Raw genomic sequence first — 13,958 nt, forward strand, 5'->3', positions numbered from 1 at the left:
ACGTCCTCCCGCTTCCGTTTATTACCCGTCCAACCCATAGGCCCGCCGGATGCCGCGCTGCGTGCCGGGACCGAAATCCCCATCGATCGAGCCTTGGTAAAAATCATTATCTTTCAGCTTGGCCTGCAGGGCCTTGCGCGTTTGGTCGGTGAACATCGTCGGCCGCTCGCTGAGCAGTTTCAGAACATCCGAACTGCCGGACCGCAAAGCCGCGTAAAGATACTGCGCCGCGTCTTCGGGGTCCTTGTTGGGGATCAGACCGTCATCGATCAGGGCTGCAAAATTGAACTGGGCCTGCGGATGACGCAGATCCGCAGCCCGCTCAAAGAAGGTCAGGGCCTTTTGCGGATTGGCCGGCAGACCCAGCCCGCCCTGATAATGCAGGAACCCAAGATCATTGATCGCATCGGCAAAATTCTGATCCGCCGCCGCCCGGTAAAGCGCCAAAGCCTTGGCCGGGTCCGGTTCAACACCCGTGCCTCGCTCGTACAGCTTTGCCAGTTCAAACTGCGCTTCGGGAGATCCCGCATCCGCAGCCCGCTGCAAAAATTCAATCGCGGCGGTCGGATCAAACCGGTCCTGGTTTGGGTTGAGCCGGATATAGGCCAGCCCCAGCATCGACCGGGTGTCTCCAAGCTCGGCAAGGGCGAGAAGCTGTTCCTCCTGATCCGGTTTCAGCGCCGCCCAGGCATCCGTGCTACCCGCGCTCTCATTTCCGCCAGCCAGATAGAAGGGCACCCCGGTAAGTGAACCATAGGTATGTGGTTCCTGCAGGTTTCCGGTTTTCTGAAGCACAAGATCGCGGACCTGCCGAAACATCAGGCTGATCTCCAGACCGGGCTGAACCATCTTTTCCATCAGCGCCAGCGCATAGGGGCTGTTCTCTCCCCGGCCATCCAGCGCGACCTGTCCATCCTTGGCCGCAAAGGCCACCAGCGTTCCGCGATCCGGGTTTGCAGGGGCCAGCCCTGCACGTTCGGGTGCCGTCGATGCATTCGTTGTTTCCGAAGTGTCTCCCGCCAATGCATCGCCAAGGGGGTTATCGCGGCAGCTGTCCAGGATTACGATGCGCATCTTTCGTGCTTTCTCAACAGCCGCCAACAGCTGCTTCAGCGAGGCGGACTGGCGCTCTACATCCCTGTTGCTTTGCACCTGAACATCAACCGGGATCAGGAAATTCTCGCCCTGCACCTCGACCCCGTGACCGGCAAAATAGATCAAGGCCAGATCGGCAACCTCGGCGCGGAAAGCAAAGCCTTCGAGCATGCGGGTCATGTCTTCGGCACCGACGTCAATGCCAAGGGTCACGTCAAACCCGATCCCCTCCAGGGTTTCCGCCATCCGCAGGGCATCGTTGCGGGTGTTGTCCAGCTTTGGCAGATACTGGTAATCAGCCATCCCCAAGACCAGCGCCGCACGATCTGTTGCGGCCACGCTCGCGACAGGCAGCATTATGGTGGCCAATGTCAAAAGTACTCGAAACACAAAGCTCATGATCGCACCGGGCAAAACTGATTACACATCTTAAGTGTAGCCGTTGCAGACGGTGAAGCAAACGATCAATCCGGAGCCTGCGCGATCTTCGTCCTGATGGATGATATTATCGCGCGGCTCAAACGGGAAACGCCGCCTGGGGCAGGCGGCGTCTTTGTTGTTCAGGCGTTTTGCAAACCACCGGGAGAGAGTAGTCTTTCCCGCAGACGTTCCAGGGTGACCCCTTTGGCGGCAGCAGGCAGATCGGCCGGTCCGGATTTTTCCACCTGGTCCTGGACGCGCTCATAGAATCCCGACAGCCCGGCGAGTGTCTGGATTACCAGATCGAAATCCTGCAATGCACGCAGTTCCGCACTGGTAGGGCGGGTACCACGTTCCATGACCGTGAGAGCAACATCCTCCAGCTCTTGAATTTTGACTTTCAGCTGGTGCATTTCCCAAGATGAAATGGTGCAGAGATCTTTCAGGGCTTTGTCAGGATGGTCCATATCAGAGCCGCCCAACCACTTGTTCGATCGCCTGCTTCATCGTTGCAACCGTGAAGGGTTTGCGGATGATGTTGTTCAGGCCGAGTTTCTTGCCGACCTCGATGATCTCAGGAGTCGGTTTGCCCGTCACCAGGATAAACCCGACACGCTGGGTCACCTGATGGCCACGGACCGCTTGCAGTAGGCCAAGACCATCCATGCCGGGCATGTTGTAGTCGGACAAGACCAGGTGCACCGGAGTCTTCGTGATCTTCTGGAACGCGGATTGTCCGTTGTTTTCCACCATGTAGTTCTTGACGCCAAGCTCATCCAAGCATTGCGTCAGAATCCCGCGGCTCGTTGACATGTCGTCCACGACCATGACGCGAAGAGAGTCTTTCAAGCTCATTTGTTTTCCTCGTGTTTCTTCATACTGCTCAGACTATCGGGCATCCCCACCCGATGGTGTGTGAATGTAGGTGGTTATTCCTGCCGTTTTCATATGTTGGGCAGCCGGTCCGGACATTCGTTCGGAATGTCCGATAAACAGGTAGCCTCCGGGAACTAGTGATCGCTGAAACGCCTGCCAGACCTTTTGCTGCGTTGCTGTATCAAAGTAGATGGCCACATTCCGACAGAAAATCGCATCGAATTTTCCCTTAAACGGAAAGGGTTCAATGAGATTCAGCACACCAAGTGTCACCATCGACCGGATGCTTTCAGGTAGACGGCCATCAGCATCAAGTTTTGGCAGGTATTTGCGGTATTCCGCAGGGATCTGCGCAATCTCGTCCGCCGGATATTTGGCAGCCGTTGCCGTTTGCACGACAACCGGATCGATATCAGTGCCCAGGATCTTGAAATCCAGACGGTTCACCTCCGGACACATGTCCTGGATGATCATCGCCAGCGTGTAGGGCTCCTGTCCGTTGGAGCATCCTGCCGACCAGATGCGCACCCGTCCGCCTTCTCGTGCCTTCTTGATGAGGTCCGGAAGAACGTCTTTGCGCATCGTTTCAAAATGATGTGGTTCCCGGAAGAACTGCGTCACATTGGTGGTCAGCAGAGACAGCAGGTTGCTGCGCTCCTTGTCGGAATTCGGCCCATTCAGGCGTGCAAGATAATCCTTGAAGTTCAAGACGTTCTGCTTTCGCAGACGACGAGCCAGGCGGGCCGAAACCAGAGGTTTCTTGCTGCTCGACATCGCCAACCCAAAATGCTTGTAGGCGAACTGGGCGATGGCTTCGAAATCCTGATCTGTCAGGGTGAAACCATCTGCCTTGGACTCTATGGGACTTCTTGCGTTCACATCAGCACCTGTTCCGGAACGGAGATAACCGCATCCAGGTTGATGATCCGGACCATGGTGTCATCATGCGAGATGATGCCTTGGATATATTCCATGGTGAATCGGCTATCGACCGGCGGCGTGTCCTGAATATCATCGGGGTTGATCGAGATGATTTCCGAAACGGATTCCGCCAGCAGGCCAACCGGCTTGCCACCGACCGCCACGACGATCACCACGTTACGCTCACTGGCCTCGGTCTGCTCAAGACCGAACCGCGCCGACAAATCATAGATCGGGATCACCGCACCGCGCAGGTTCATGACACCCAGCACGTCCGACGGCGCGTGCGGCAGGATTGTCACCGGCGACCAACGACGGATCTCACGGATCTGGGTGATTTTGAGACAGAAAGCCTGCCCCGCCACAGTGAAGCTCACGAACTCACTGAACTGGGCGTGCTTTACTTCCTGATCGCCAGGCTTGGCTTCAACTTGCGACTGCATTGTTCATTCTCCGATCTGTGTCAAAGGCGGCTGCTGATGGCGAGGCCGCGATAATGCTTTCCGGATCCAGGATCATGGCAATCTTGCCATCTCCGAGAATGGTGGCAGCAGCCACCCCGGCAATCTCCCCACAGACTCCATCCAGGCTTTTGATGACCACCTGCCGCTGGTCGTGGATATCGTCCACCGCCAGGGCGCTGCGCTGTCCCGTTTCCGTTTCAACCAGGAGATAGACTCCGGGCGGTTGGTCATCCTGCTTGCTCAGCCCAAGGGCGCTAGCAACGTCGCAGATCGGGACGAAGTTCCCACGGATCGACAGCAATGTGCCATCGGCGCCAAGGTTGTTGATCATCTCGTCGCTGCCGCGCATCGTCTCGACGATTGAGGTGATCGGAACCACCATCGTCTGATCCGCAACCGAGACCACCATGCCGTCCATCACCGCCAAGGTCAGCGGCAGGATGATGGTAAAGGTCGAGCCTTTGCCCGGGGTCGAGGTGATGTTGATCCGGCCACCGAGACCCGTCACGGCGTTCTTGACCACATCCATCCCGACGCCACGACCAGACAGGTTTGAAACCTCTTTGGCAGTTGAGAAACCCGGCAGGAACAGAAGGTTGTCAATCTCGCTATCGGTCAGCTCTGCGTTCTCAGGGATCAGGCCCTTGTCGATCGCGATCTGCTTCACACGGGGGCGGTTGACGCCGGCACCGTCGTCTTTGATTTCGATGCAGACACTGCCAGACCGGTGCGACGCCGACAGACGGATTTCGCCAACCCTGTCCTTGCCATTTTCTGCGCGGTCCTCCGGCTTCTCGATCCCGTGATCCACCGCATTGCGCAGAATATGCGTCAGCGGGTCGGACAGGCGTTCGATAACCGTCTTGTCGACTTCGGTGTTTTCGCCCTCGGTGACAAGTTTGCAGGTTTTGTCAGTGGCGCTGGAAGCCTCCCGCACAATCCGGGCCATACGCTGAAACAGCGGCTTGACCGGCTGTGCACGGATCGACATCACGCCTTCCTGGATGTCCCGCGCCAGGTTCTTGAACCCTTCCAGCTCGGTCTCAACATCCCGTACATCGGCGACATCAAGGTTGGCAATCTGCTGCGCCAACATCGAGTGGTTGATGATCAGCTCTCCTACCGCGTTGATAAGCCGGTCCACCCTCTCAAGTTCCACACGCAGAGTCGGTTTGGGACCCCGCTGCTCCGATTTCGCGGCCTCGGCCTTCGGAGATGGTGCTTTGTCACCCGCAGGCGCAGAGTCTGCCTCCGGTGTCAGAGCGGGGGCCGGCTGTTCAAAAGGGGCAGGCGTCGTCTCCCCGTCCTCAGCGGACGGAGCCACACCGAATGCAGCGTCCAGCGCCGCAAGAGCCTGCGCATCCGCTTCGGCGTCACCATCGCCTTCGATCGACAGCTCGCACAGACCTTCGACGAATTCGAAAACGGCTTCCACCTTGTCGCGCGGCTCCGAGGTGATCAGAACCAAATCCCAGGCGATATAGCTTTCGGCGACATCGATGGCGTCAAAACCGGGCAATTCAGTGTCGTCCAGCTTGACCTCAAGCTCGCCAAGTTCCTTGAGTGCCTGGAACAGGAAGATGGGCTCGTTGCCGGTGCCGTACATTTCCTTCATGGGATGGAAACGGATCCGGTAGGTTTCTTCCTGAGGCACCACGGGAAGATCGATCGCTGCAGGCGCAAAGCCTGCCCCGCCCAGGCCCATCGGCTCGAACGTCAGATCTTCTTCCTCTTCGGGAATATATTCGTCCAGCGCCGCGATCAGCACGTTGTGATGCGCTTCGTCGGTTTCGCCGCCATCCCGCGCCGTCGCCACCAGATCACACAGATGGTCACTGGCACGCAGCAGAAGCTGAACAAGCTTTTCGCCCAGCTCCAGACGATTGGTTCGCACCTCGTCGAAAACGGTTTCGAACCTGTGGGCAAAGGCCACCAGTTCATCCAAGCCGAACGCCCCGGCGCCACCCTTGATCGAGTGAACAGCACGGAAAACAGCGTTGACTACCTCTGGATCGCGATCGCCACCTTCGATGGCGGTCAGACCCTCATCCGTCGCTTCAAGGAGTTCTTCGCACTCCTCAAAGAAGGTATCCTGAATCGACCCTGACATCTTACGCCGCAGCTCCGGTGACGCGCTTGAGCGCAAAAATCAAAGACGTGTCATCGAAGGGCTTGGTAATCCAGCCGGTTGCACCCGCATTGCGCGCACGGGTTTTCATTTCCGCGGCACTCTCGGTGGTCAGAACAAGAATCGGCACCTTCGAATTGATACCGTCGCCCCGGAGTTCTTCGATGACACCGAAGCCGTCCAGATTGGGCATGTTGATATCGGTAATCACCACATCCGGCGCGACGTCGGGATACATATCAACGCCTTCACGGCCATCGACCGCGCAGTGATATTCAAAGCCGGCTTCTTCCAGCGTGGCAGCAAGCAGATTCCGAATCGTGCGGGAATCATCAATTGCAAGGACTTTGGTTTTCATGCTGTTTCCTCGTCTTCAAAGCGGTTGGACTCTAAACCCAAAAGCGACAGAGACTTTCGGCACGATTCACTGATGTTTGTGACCGCAAATCCCAATTCTTCGGAACGCCACTGCTGCTCCGCACTCATCAGAATCTGAAGGCATCGCGAGGGCATCGCCATAACCTTGGAGCAGTCGATTTCTACCGCAGAGGTGCGCGCTCCGCGCAGGAATGCAATCAGCGGATCAAGGTCCGAAAATGCATTCGGAAGGTCTAATAGGTGTTTTTGCGTTTCCGTGGTCATCTTCCGCGATTCGCACCCCCGTTGTTCGGTCACATGTTAGAGTTCGATAGGGTCATTCTTAGGCTCGGGGGTTTAATAATTGATTGCCGCAAAGGCACCGCAACACCCTTTTGCCAGCCCTCAAGCCCTCCGGGGAACGCCGTTTTGCGGACAATTTTACATGCCCAAATCTTCGTTGCGATGAGGACAGCCATCGCGGCCACACAGTTAGAATCCCTATACGCGCGACAGCGGCAGCATTTCCCGACGCTGCGACCAGAAGGCTTTTTAAAATTCGAACGAATGCCGGAAATTTAAGCCGCAAATTAACCCCCGCCGGGCATTCATTTCATTGGACAGGGCCGATCCGGGCCTTGGTTTGCAAAGCGTAAGCAAGAAGGCCTTTGGAACAGTGAAAATCGCACACAAGCTCCCGCTATTCGTCGTCGCATTCGGTGCAGTCATGGCTGCGATCGTGGTTTCGATCAGCACGATCACGTCGCAGAACAGCGCAAGGACCCAGGCCCAAGAGCATTTCGAATCTCTGGTTGCCAGCCGCAAGGCAGCGGTCGAATCCCTGATGAGGGGTATTACGGCTGATCTTCTGACTCTCGCCGCCGTGCCCTCCACCGGGACCGCGCTGCAACGCTTGTCCGGCGCATGGACCAATCTTGGCGATGAGGCTGCCCAGACCGTGCGTGATGCCTATATCACCAACAACCCCAATCCTCTGGGGGAACGCCATCTGCTAGATCGCGGCAAGCAGACAATTCCGTACAACATTCACCACGCCAAATTTCACCCGGCCTTCCGCACCCTGCTGACCAGTAAAGGGTACTACGACGCCTTTCTTGTGAACCTGTCCGGCAACGTACTTTATTCGGTCTACAAAGAAGACGATTACGCGACCAATCTTTATGATGGTCCGTACAAAGATTCAGGGCTTGCGCAGCTATTCCGCAGAACTGCGGATGCGCAGCCGGGAGAAGTGTTGTTTTCCGATTTCGCGCCTTATGAGCCAAGCCAGGGCAAACCGGCCGCCTTTGTCGCCACACAGATCGTCGCCAATACCGGCCAGACCGTCGGAATCCTGGTTCTGCAGATGCCGGTGAGCATGATCAGCGCCATCATGAACGAGGCCCGGGGCATCGGGGAAACAGCCGATGCCTATCTGGTAGCCTCTGACCTGCTGGCACGGTCGTCTTCACGATTCGAGGGCGGCCATATGCTGCTGGATCCGATTGCAGAGCAGGAACACATTACCTCTGCTCTCAATGGTGAAAGCAAGTTTTACTCCTCGACGACCGGCCTGAACGGACGGGAAGTCAGCGCCTTCTCCGAACCAATTGCTCTGGCAGGCAAGGAAATGGCAATCGTGATCGAACAGGACCGCGCCGAACTCATGGCGCACGTGAACAGTGCACGCAACTTCCTGCTTTTGGTGTCACTGGCCTGTACGGCAGGGATGTCTCTGCTGGGTTGGCTTTACGCCCGGACGATTACACGGCCGCTGGACCGCATCAGCAGCAATATGGAATCGGTGGCCTCCGGCAATCTGGAAACTGAGGTCAGCGAAGCCAAGCGTGTCGATGAAATCGGGCAGATTGGCAAGACGCTGGTCTCCATGCAGGATGACCTGCGGCACGCGCGCACCGCGCAGGAAGAGCGCGCCCAGCAGCAGCAGGAACAGCAACGGGTGGTAGAGACCCTGAGTTCCGGTCTGCTACGGCTGGCGCAAGGGGATTTCTCTGAAAAAATCACCGAACCCTTCACCGGCGAGCATGAACAACTGCGGTCCGATTTCAATACAACCGTCGAAAACCTCAGCGATACGGTGTCGAAAGTGGTGGAATCCGCTTCCAGCATTCGCAACGGCGCGGCTGAGATCAGCCAGTCTTCGGATGATCTGTCGCACCGCACCGAAAGTCAGGCCGCAACGCTCGAAGAAACCGCTGCTGCGCTGGATGAGTTGACCGCATCGGTCAAATCCGCTGCCGAAGGCGCACGTAGCGTCGAAAACATCATGGATGAGGCCAAGCAGGAAGCCGAAAACAGCGGCGTCGTGGTTCAGAGCGCGGTCTCGGCGATGACCGAGATCGAGCAATCCTCGACCCATATCGCCCAGATCATCAGTGTCATCGACGATATCGCTTTCCAGACCAACCTGCTCGCGCTGAACGCCGGCGTCGAAGCCGCCCGTGCCGGCGAAGCAGGTCGTGGTTTCGCCGTGGTTGCCTCCGAAGTGCGCGCCCTGGCGCAGCGGTCCTCGGATGCGGCGATGGAGATCAAGACCCTGATCGGCGACAGCTCGAAACAGGTAGAGCGCGGTGTGGATCTTGTCGGTAAGGCCGGCGAGGCGCTGCAGAATATTGTGCAACGGGTCAACCACATCTCGAAACTGGTGACCGATATCGCCGAGGGCGCGGCCGAGCAATCGACCGGTCTGGGGGAAATCAACACTGGCGTGGTGCAGCTGGATCAGGTGACCCAGCAGAACGCCGCCATGGTGGAAGAGGCCACCGCTGCGGGTCACATGCTGAACAGCGACGCCACCAAGCTGGCCGAACTGGTCGCCCACTTCAAGATCACGGGCGGCAGCAATATCACCGCAATGCCGCAGCCTTCGGCGCCCATCGCACCGACGGCTCATGGCGAAGATGATTGGGATCTGGACGAGATCACTCCGACCCCTGTCGCCGCAACGGACGGAAACGCCGCCATCGACAAGTGGCAGGACTTTTAACCTGTCATCGATCCGGGGCGCACAGGGTGCGCCCCACCAATTATGTAACTTTCGGTTGTTCACCGAACTAACGTGACTGGGTATAGAATTGACCTCTCAGAACCTATTAATAATAACAACTGACCGGACATTTGCCCGCTCTTTGCAAAGCCACATGGAAGCCGCATATCCCGGTATGAAGGTGCTTTTGGCTAACAACCTCATGATGGCCTACAATCAGGCCGAAGCGGCGCAGCCAACCTTTGCGTTTGTGGAGGATGGTTTCACCCGATTGCCAGAATTCGAAATGATGCTGGCACTGTTCTCGGCCGTGGACACCCGCTGGGTCTCGGTCATGGATAGCCCGGGTGCGACACCTGCACGCCAGTCTTCTCCGTTGCTGAACGTAGGCGCGGGTATTTTCGAACTGACAAAGGCGGACAGCCCGCGCCAGTTTGCCCAATATTACGACATGATGGTCAAGGCGCCGCGGCGCGGTGCCCCAGCGCGGACTTCTGCCTCAGCTCCGCCGCCGCCCAAACGCGATTTCAAGAAATTCATCCTGATCGGTTCCTCCACCGGCGGTGTCGAAGCGCTGCGTAGCGTATTGGTCGGCTTCACCCAGAATTGCCCACCGACGCTGATTGTTCAGCACACCGGTAAGAACTTCGGCCCTGGGCTTGTGTCGCTGCTGGACCGGATCTGCGCCGCCAAGGTGGTTGCGGCCGAGGACGGCATGCAGATTGAATCGGGGCATGTCTACGTTGCCGCAGGACAAACCCGCCACATGGGGCTATCGCCCCGTAAACCTCTGCGCCTTCGCATGAAAGAAGGACCGCCAATTTCGGGCCACACTCCGTCCGTTGACGCTTTGTTCACTTCTGCCATGCCATATGGAAAGGACGTGGTCGCAACAATCCTGACCGGTATGGGCCAGGACGGAGCCAAAGGGCTTCTGGAGTTGCGCAAAGCCGGGGCAGCCACATTTGCACAAGACGAAAAATCGTCTGTTGTTTATGGAATGCCAAGGGTTGCCTGGGAAACTGGAGCCGCACAGAAACAAGTGTCTCTTGCCCGCATGGCCGGAGCGCTACTTCAGGCCTGCAAGACCTGAGCCGGGTTTTCCCCGGGCTAAACAAGGAGACCGCTGTGACGTCAGTATTCGCCAACACCACCTCCGTGACCATCCTGCAAGGGGATTACCGCGTGTCCAAGGACCCGTCGGTCGTCTTCTCGACTGTGCTTGGCTCCTGCATTGCAGCCTGCATCTATGACGCGGAGAATGGCGTTGGCGGCATGAATCACTTCCTGCTGGCGAATGCCAATGGTGGCGGTGTCAGCGCCCGCTATGGCATTCACGCCATGGAGCTTCTGATCAACGGCATTATGAAGAAGGGCGCCGAGCGCCGCAATCTGAAGGCCAAGGTGTTTGGCGGCGCAAAAATGTCGGTAAATCTGTCCGATATCGGAGCCTCAAACGCGCAGTTCGTCCAGCAGTTCCTGAAAGACGAGGGTATTCCCTGCATCTCCTCCAGCGTGGGCGGCACATCGGCCCGCCGGGTTCGGTTCCATCCGACATCCGGCAGCGCCCAGCAGACCCGGGTTGCCAACGACCGGCGTCTTGGCGAACAGGAAGTGGCGGCAGCACGCCAACCCACACCCGCACCCGCCACCCCGGCTGGTGCAGGCGATCTGACCCTGTTCTGATTTGCCGCAGGCGGTCCGGGACCGCCGCAAGACCACATTTCCAAAAAGCCGGTTGCAGCTTTGCGACTGGCTTTTTGCATTGTGAACACCCACGCAGTGGAAAGCGCCAACCCCGGGTGCAGGAAATTATCCCTTGCTCCGTTTCCGGCCCGGCGCTACGCCAAGTGAGATATGCAGACGTTCCACGAGGCCCGCCAATGATCCTGTCCCGCACCCGCCGCCTATGTCTGGCTGCCGTGCTGGGATTTGCGTTTGCCATCGCAGCGCCCGGTCTGACCTTTGCAGGCGAGGTCACTGTGTTCGCCGCCTCCAGCCTGACCAATGCAATCGAGCGTATCCGCGCAGGGTTTGAAGCCGAAACCGGGCATGCCGTTGAGGTTTCACTGGCCGGGTCCTCCGTTCTGGCGCGCCAGATCGAATACGGCGCCCCCGCGGATGTCTTCATCTCCGCCAATCCCGCCTGGATGGACCATCTTGAGCAGCGCGGCAGGATTGTAACAGGCAGCCGGTTTGATCTGATGGGCAACAGCCTTGTGCTGATTGCACATGGGCAGCAGCAACCGGTGACACTTTCGCCCGATTTTGACCTCGCCGGACTGCTGGGGGAAAACCGGCTTGCGATGGCCCTGATCGAAGCCGTGCCGGCCGGGATCTACGGCAAGGCGGCGCTGTCGTCGCTCGGTCTTTGGGACGGCATTGCCCCCAATGTAGCGCAAACCGACAACGTCCGCGCCGCGCTCGCCCTGGTCGCCACCGGAGAGGCGCCCTTCGGCATTGTCTACGCCACCGATGCAAAGGCCAGCGCAGACGTCAGCATTATCGCCACCTTCCCGCGGGAAAGCCACCCGCCGATCATCTACCCCGCTGCAGCAATTGCGCCCGGTGACAATCCTGCAGCACGCGACTTTCTCGATTATCTCCAAAGCCCCGCCGCAGGTGCCATCCTGACGGCCGAGGGGTTCACCGTTATGCCGGAATAGCCCGCATGATGGACTGGCTCGGCCCCGAGGAATGGAACGCGGTTGCCCTGTCTTTACGGGTATCATTCTGGGCAACCCTTGCGGCGCTGCCTCCGGCCATGCTGATCGCCTATGCCTTGGCAAGGTGGGAGTTTCCGGGCAAGCAGTTGCTGAACGGTCTGGTCCACCTGCCGCTGATCCTGCCGCCTGTGGTGACGGGGTACCTGCTGCTTCTGACCTTTGGCACCCAGGGGCCGGTCGGGGGCCTGCTGCAGCAGATGGGGATCGTGCTGGCCTTCCGCTGGACCGGCGCGGCGCTGGCAGCGGGCATCATGGGGTTTCCGCTGATGGTGCGCGCGATCCGGCTGTCCGTCGAAGCCGTCGATCCAAAGCTGGAGCAAGCCGCATCCACCCTGGGCGCGTCGCGGTTTTGGGTGTTTGTTAGCGTCACCCTGCCGCTAGTGTTTCCCGGGCTGATTGCAGGCGCAATCCTGGCCTTTGCCAAGGCGATGGGGGAATTTGGCGCCACGATTACCTTTGTGTCGAACATACCGGGCCAGACCCGGACCCTGCCATCAGCGATCTATGCCTTCCTGCAGATCCCCGGCGGTGAGGCTGCCGCAACCCGACTGGTTCTGATCTCGGTTGCCCTTGCCATGACCGCCTTGCTCCTATCCGAAGCCCTCGCCCGCAGGGCGGCCAAACGCATAAGGGACGCGTGATGCTCTCGGTGCAGCTCAGCCATAGCAGGCCCGGTTTCACCCTCGATGTCGCCTTTGAGGCGCCGCGGGGGATCACCGTCCTGTTCGGCCGATCAGGGTCCGGGAAGACCACTGTTGTCAATGCGGTGGCTGGGCTTTTGAAACCGGATGCAGGACGCGTGGCGCTGAACGGACGGGTCCTGTTTGACACCAAATCGGGTCTATGGCTGCCGCCAAACCGGCGCCGCATTGGCTATGTCTTTCAGGAAGGTCGCCTGTTCCCGCACCTAACCGTCCGGCAAAACCTTCTGTTCGGTCGCTGGTTCGCCCCAAAGGATACGCCCAGGGCGGATATCGACCGGATCGTCGAGATGCTGGGGATCGGCCACCTGCTGCAAAGACGGCCCGGAGGTCTGTCGGGTGGTGAAAAACAAAGGGTTGCGATCGGTCGCGCGCTGCTGTCCTCGCCGGAGATGATCCTGGCCGATGAACCGCTGACGGCGTTGGATGAGGCGCGCAAGGCGGAAATCCTGCCGTATTTCGAACGGCTGCGCGATGAAACCGATATTCCAGTGCTCTACGTCAGCCACGCCGCAGCCGAAGTGGCGCAGCTGGCCACCACGGTTGTTATCCTGCAAGACGGTAAAACGGTTCAGCAGGGACCCGCCGCGCAGATCCTAAGCGATCCCAATGTCATGCCGACCGGTGTTCGTTCCGTTGGCGCGCTGCTGGAAACCCGGGTCAAAGCGCATCACCCGGACGGGCTGACCGAACTCGACGCAGGCGGTATCCCATTGTTCCTGCCAAAGATCGCCCAGGCACCGGGTCAGATGATCCGAGTCCGGGTTGCTGCGCATGAGGTGATCCTATCACGGCAGCGTCCCGAGGGGCTTTCTGCGCTCAATATCCTGCCGGGCACGGTCCAGCAGATCCGCGCCGGTGACGGCCCCGGGGCAATGGTGTCTCTCAAAACGCCAGCCGGGCGCATCCTGGCCCGCATCACCCAGCGCTCGGCGCGGGCGCTGGAGCTCACCGAAGGCGCCGAATGTTTTGCCGTGGTGAAATCGGTCGCCATCGCGCCCAGCGATATCGGTGGCGCTTCGGGATAGGCCTGCCATAGCTTCTGCACTGGGGCACACGGACAAGTTTCACGCATCAGCTAGAGCAGCGCTCGCCACGCCTAAATATTACATAACACCAACTATACGATGTCTTCATGTACGCGCAAAGCGATAATGTCACCCATGAGCAATTCAGAAGTGTCACTCTCCTCGCATACAACAGCGAGGACGAGCGGACATGGGATGGGTGATGATGAGCGAGCGCGATTTGAACCGCGTTGAG

The 13,958-nt window shown here is 58.8% G+C and carries 14 protein-coding genes; 6 read left to right on the forward strand and 8 right to left on the reverse strand.

Annotated elements, in window-relative coordinates; genetic code table 11:
- Positions 1–21: 21 nt before the first annotated feature.
- The 8 genes from AAFO90_RS07990 to AAFO90_RS08025 all read right to left on the reverse strand — a co-directional run bounded on the left by AAFO90_RS07990 (position 22) and on the right by AAFO90_RS08025 (position 6,546).
- A complete protein-coding gene (locus tag AAFO90_RS07990; protein ID WP_347509039.1) occupies positions 22–1,494 on the reverse strand; it encodes a caspase family protein in 1,473 nt (490 codons plus the stop codon).
- A 161-nt stretch (positions 1,495–1,655) separates the two neighbouring features.
- Complete coding sequence (locus tag AAFO90_RS07995; RefSeq protein ID WP_274830705.1) at positions 1,656–1,982, reverse strand: hypothetical protein; 327 nt, start codon at positions 1,980–1,982, stop codon at positions 1,656–1,658.
- Between the two features lies 1 nt (position 1,983).
- A complete protein-coding gene (locus tag AAFO90_RS08000) occupies positions 1,984–2,370 on the reverse strand; it encodes a response regulator (protein ID WP_274830704.1) in 387 nt (128 codons plus the stop codon).
- Positions 2,371–2,403: 33 nt separating this feature from the next.
- Positions 2,404–3,270 carry a protein-glutamate O-methyltransferase gene (locus AAFO90_RS08005; RefSeq protein ID WP_274830703.1) on the reverse strand — a complete coding sequence of 289 codons (867 nt, stop codon included), beginning with the start codon at positions 3,268–3,270 and terminating at the stop codon, positions 2,404–2,406.
- Positions 3,267–3,755: a chemotaxis protein CheW gene (locus AAFO90_RS08010; RefSeq protein WP_274830702.1), complete on the reverse strand. Its 489-nt coding sequence runs from the start codon at positions 3,753–3,755 to the stop codon at positions 3,267–3,269. The genes AAFO90_RS08005 and AAFO90_RS08010 overlap by 4 nt, the downstream gene beginning before the upstream one ends.
- Positions 3,739–5,886 carry a chemotaxis protein CheA gene (locus AAFO90_RS08015; RefSeq protein ID WP_347509040.1) on the reverse strand — a complete coding sequence of 716 codons (2,148 nt, stop codon included), beginning with the start codon at positions 5,884–5,886 and terminating at the stop codon, positions 3,739–3,741. The genes AAFO90_RS08010 and AAFO90_RS08015 overlap by 17 nt, the downstream gene beginning before the upstream one ends.
- 1 nt (position 5,887) lies before the next feature.
- On the reverse strand, positions 5,888–6,262 hold the full coding sequence (locus AAFO90_RS08020) for a response regulator (RefSeq protein WP_274830700.1): 375 nt from the start codon (positions 6,260–6,262) through the stop codon (positions 5,888–5,890).
- On the reverse strand, positions 6,259–6,546 hold the full coding sequence (locus AAFO90_RS08025; RefSeq protein WP_347509041.1) for an STAS domain-containing protein: 288 nt from the start codon (positions 6,544–6,546) through the stop codon (positions 6,259–6,261). Before AAFO90_RS08025 ends, AAFO90_RS08020 begins: the two co-directional genes overlap by 4 nt.
- Before the next feature lie 442 nt (positions 6,547–6,988).
- On the opposite strand from AAFO90_RS08025, the gene AAFO90_RS08030 reads away from it, so the two are divergent.
- The 6 genes from AAFO90_RS08030 (at position 6,989) to modC (ending at position 13,723) form a co-directional block, all read left to right on the forward strand.
- The gene (locus AAFO90_RS08030) at positions 6,989–9,268 is read left to right on the forward strand and encodes a methyl-accepting chemotaxis protein (RefSeq protein WP_347509043.1); all 2,280 of its coding nucleotides are present in this window, start codon (positions 6,989–6,991) and stop codon (positions 9,266–9,268) included.
- A gap of 154 nt (positions 9,269–9,422) precedes the next feature.
- Positions 9,423–10,361 carry a CheB methylesterase domain-containing protein gene (locus AAFO90_RS08035; protein ID WP_274830766.1) on the forward strand — a complete coding sequence of 313 codons (939 nt, stop codon included), beginning with the start codon at positions 9,423–9,425 and terminating at the stop codon, positions 10,359–10,361.
- A 35-nt stretch (positions 10,362–10,396) separates the two neighbouring features.
- Positions 10,397–10,954, forward strand: coding sequence for a chemotaxis protein CheD (locus AAFO90_RS08040; protein ID WP_274830765.1), 558 nt, complete (start codon positions 10,397–10,399; stop codon positions 10,952–10,954).
- A 197-nt stretch (positions 10,955–11,151) separates the two neighbouring features.
- Positions 11,152–11,934: a molybdate ABC transporter substrate-binding protein gene (gene modA / locus AAFO90_RS08045; protein WP_347509044.1), complete on the forward strand. Its 783-nt coding sequence runs from the start codon at positions 11,152–11,154 to the stop codon at positions 11,932–11,934.
- Positions 11,935–11,942: 8 nt separating this feature from the next.
- On the forward strand, positions 11,943–12,635 hold the full coding sequence (gene modB, locus AAFO90_RS08050) for a molybdate ABC transporter permease subunit (RefSeq protein ID WP_274834043.1): 693 nt from the start codon (positions 11,943–11,945) through the stop codon (positions 12,633–12,635).
- Complete coding sequence (gene modC / locus AAFO90_RS08055; RefSeq protein ID WP_274866641.1) at positions 12,635–13,723, forward strand: molybdenum ABC transporter ATP-binding protein; 1,089 nt, start codon at positions 12,635–12,637, stop codon at positions 13,721–13,723. The genes modB and modC overlap by 1 nt, the downstream gene beginning before the upstream one ends.
- Positions 13,724–13,958 lie beyond the last annotated feature (235 nt).

It is taken from the genome of Phaeobacter sp. CAU 1743, assembly GCF_039839315.1.
Classification (GTDB): domain Bacteria; phylum Pseudomonadota; class Alphaproteobacteria; order Rhodobacterales; family Rhodobacteraceae; genus Phycobacter; species Phycobacter gallaeciensis_A.

Bases quoted from the DNA above. Each gene is read 5' to 3' on its own strand.
- AAFO90_RS08010 (WP_274830702.1), bottom strand. From the start codon at position 3,755: ATGCAGTCGCAAGTTGAAGCCAAGCCTGGCGATCAGGAAGTAAAGCAC.
- AAFO90_RS08020 (WP_274830700.1), bottom strand. From the start codon at position 6,262: ATGAAAACCAAAGTCCTTGCAATTGATGATTCCCGCACGATTCGGAAT.
- modB (WP_274834043.1), top strand. From the start codon at position 11,943: ATGGACTGGCTCGGCCCCGAGGAATGGAACGCGGTTGCCCTGTCTTTA.
- modC (WP_274866641.1), top strand. From the start codon at position 12,635: ATGCTCTCGGTGCAGCTCAGCCATAGCAGGCCCGGTTTCACCCTCGAT.
- AAFO90_RS08030 (WP_347509043.1), top strand. From the start codon at position 6,989: ATGGCTGCGATCGTGGTTTCGATCAGCACGATCACGTCGCAGAACAGC.
- AAFO90_RS08000 (WP_274830704.1), bottom strand. From the start codon at position 2,370: ATGAGCTTGAAAGACTCTCTTCGCGTCATGGTCGTGGACGACATGTCA.
- AAFO90_RS08015 (WP_347509040.1), bottom strand. From the start codon at position 5,886: ATGTCAGGGTCGATTCAGGATACCTTCTTTGAGGAGTGCGAAGAACTC.
- AAFO90_RS08035 (WP_274830766.1), top strand. From the start codon at position 9,423: ATGGAAGCCGCATATCCCGGTATGAAGGTGCTTTTGGCTAACAACCTC.
- modA (WP_347509044.1), top strand. From the start codon at position 11,152: ATGATCCTGTCCCGCACCCGCCGCCTATGTCTGGCTGCCGTGCTGGGA.
- AAFO90_RS07995 (WP_274830705.1), bottom strand. From the start codon at position 1,982: ATGGACCATCCTGACAAAGCCCTGAAAGATCTCTGCACCATTTCATCT.
- AAFO90_RS07990 (WP_347509039.1), bottom strand. From the start codon at position 1,494: ATGAGCTTTGTGTTTCGAGTACTTTTGACATTGGCCACCATAATGCTG.
- AAFO90_RS08025 (WP_347509041.1), bottom strand. From the start codon at position 6,546: ATGACCACGGAAACGCAAAAACACCTATTAGACCTTCCGAATGCATTT.